We start from the raw sequence: 1551 nt of genomic DNA on the forward strand, positions 1-1551 counted from the left end.
TAAGTTCTTTTCATTTTCCAATCCATCAAATATTAAATCTAGGATATCTAGTAAAAGTTGAGATTTGATCATTTATTACATTGGTATTGATTTCGCTTCGTTTCGTCTCGTTGAGATAGCATTACACACAACGTCCCGCCGGCTTTGTGATGGCGGGGATTTTTATTACTGATGTTTACAAATATACCGAAAAGTTTGAAAGAAAAAAGCTCAAAAATAGGAGTGAAGTGCAAGCACTGACCATTACCGATAAATCCTAAAGCCCCGCTTTCACAAAACCGCTGTTATGTGACGCCTTAATTTATATCTTCGCTTTCCAAACAAAATTATTATTATCCAAAATATAGATCTCAGTTTTTTCTATTCGTAAAACTCTTTTAGGAATTATGTGTTTCGGTAATATTATTTCGTCTAGAATTGTTGCAATACTATTTTCTATATCTACAATTTGTATAGAATACGGATTATCCGTTGACGGATTATTATATACCAAGTATCTATTAGAATTTTCAATTTTAAGAGGTAGACCTTTTAATTCAATTTGTTTGCATTCTTTCTGATTGATTAGAATATAAGAATCTTCGTTGTATGTAATTTTATTGATGACTATTATTTCCGAGTTTTTTATTATGCCTAATTCTACAAATTCGGTGTAATTTTCATCAGATTTATCATCACAGTAGGAAAGTTTTGTATCGGTCGTACAATTATAGTTTAAGCAATCTTTGACTTTTTTAGAGTTTTTATTTTCTATTACAATTTCATGAAATTTTTGAGAAATCACCGAATTTTTGACTTTACTAAATTGTCTTTTTACCTGCGCATTTACAGTTGAAAATATCAAAAAAGAAAGGATGAAGGTAAGTGTTTTTCGCATCGTTTTTCAAAGGTGTCACATAACGCTTTGCAGCTTAGAAAAGTTGCAAAGATTTATTACTGTTGACTACAAATATATTGAAAAGGTTGTTAAGAAAATGCGCCAACTAAAGAAAGAAATGCAAGCACTGACTTTTACTTTTAAACACTGCCCTTGCAATTTTTTTAAACTGCTGTTAGATGCTGGCGGAATTACCCCCAAAAACAGCCATATTCATCTTTTTCTATTAACCTTATAAAATCAAGTAAGTTTTGAACGATTGGATTTGGTTTATATAAATGCCATTTTAAATCAGCTCTTTTCCAATAAACTTTCCAGTTATTATCTTTTTTTACGAAAGTAGATTTGACAACATCAATTTCCATTTTTATATTTTGATCTTGCCAATTTGGTCTAATTTCAAATATAATTACACTTTGTTTTTCGATTCGATATGAAATGTCAAACTGATCTCTTATTTCTTCAGGAGGACGTATGTAGTTCAAATAATTTTCAATTTCCTCGATTTCTATGGGATCAATGTTATTTTTCATTTGATATTTATCTTTAGTAGTTATTGCGTCGCGAGCTGCTTGCATCTAACGTTTCAGGCTTGGCCGACGTTGCGGCAATTTAAGAAAAAATATGTTATGAAATGCAGCGCATGAAAATCCGAAGGATTTTCATTTAAAGTG

The 1551-nt window shown here is 30.7% G+C and carries 2 protein-coding genes; both read right to left on the reverse strand.

The genetic code is table 11. From position 1 onward, the window contains the following. Nucleotides 1-301: 301 nt before the first annotated feature. A complete protein-coding gene (locus G498_RS0110035) occupies nucleotides 302-877 on the reverse strand; it encodes a hypothetical protein (protein ID WP_026981028.1) in 576 nt (191 codons plus the stop codon). A 191-nt stretch (nucleotides 878-1068) separates the two neighbouring features. Next, nucleotides 1069-1410: a DUF3024 domain-containing protein gene (locus G498_RS0110040; protein WP_026981029.1), complete on the reverse strand. Its 342-nt coding sequence runs from the start codon at nucleotides 1408-1410 to the stop codon at nucleotides 1069-1071. Nucleotides 1411-1551: the final 141 nt, after the last annotated feature.

Origin of the sequence: Flavobacterium suncheonense GH29-5 = DSM 17707, from assembly GCF_000430025.1 — a bacterium.
Classification (GTDB): Bacteria; Bacteroidota; Bacteroidia; order Flavobacteriales; family Flavobacteriaceae; genus Flavobacterium; species Flavobacterium suncheonense.